This window comes from Neisseria sp. P0021.S007 (genome assembly GCF_051956855.1).
The window spans coordinates 1-670 of sequence record NZ_JBQCXA010000578.1 but is presented as its reverse complement, the minus strand read 5'-3'; the positions used below and the strand labels follow the sequence as shown (position 1 = coordinate 670).

Here is a 670-nt window from a genome sequence, read left to right as displayed (position 1 = left end):
CCGCAAACACAATCAGTAAAACAGCGGCAATCAGTAGTTTTTGATTTTTACTCATTTCAGACGGCCTCAATGTCATTATCGGTCAAAACGGCGTGCGCACCCATGCTCTGCCACTGTTCGCGATAAATGGAAACCATACTTTCCGGAGCTGCCACAATCAGCGGCATCGCCACGCCTTGCGCCAAAATATCAACAACTTGCTTGGCTGCCGCTTCATTCGCCACTTTCCAAACGACAGCATCGGCATTTTGCACCTGCTGCCATTGTTCGGCATTTTCAATGATTGGCCACACGCTGGATGCTTCTATCGGCTTGCCTTGCTGCCAATCGGCAAATTCCAACAATACGGCAGAGGCGGTTTGATGCTGAGCCGACAGATATGGCACAACATGATATTCGCCCATGCTGTTTTGACCGATCAAGCCGCTTTTCAGACGGCCTTGAAGCTGGCGCGGAATAGATAGGGAGCGTAATAATGCACTATTGGCAGGCAACATCGGCGCAACGGTAAAATCCCCTGCTTTTTGCCATGCCCATTTCTGCCCTTCCCTCGATTGGATTTCGCCTGTCCATTGGTCGGCCTCTACCCATAAAAAATGTAGGCGTACATGTGCGTGTTCGTAGGAATGGATTTTGGTCAACCGCGGCGTAGCGGCAAGGATACGGATAC

1 protein-coding gene is annotated in these 670 nt (G+C 50.6%); it reads right to left on the bottom strand.

Translation table 11 applies throughout. From position 1 onward, the window contains the following. Positions 1-56: 56 nt before the first annotated feature. Positions 57-670, bottom strand: a 614-nt coding sequence (locus tag ACTHUR_RS14725; protein WP_440399334.1) for an NTP pyrophosphohydrolase, incomplete at its 5' end; no start/stop codon positions are given.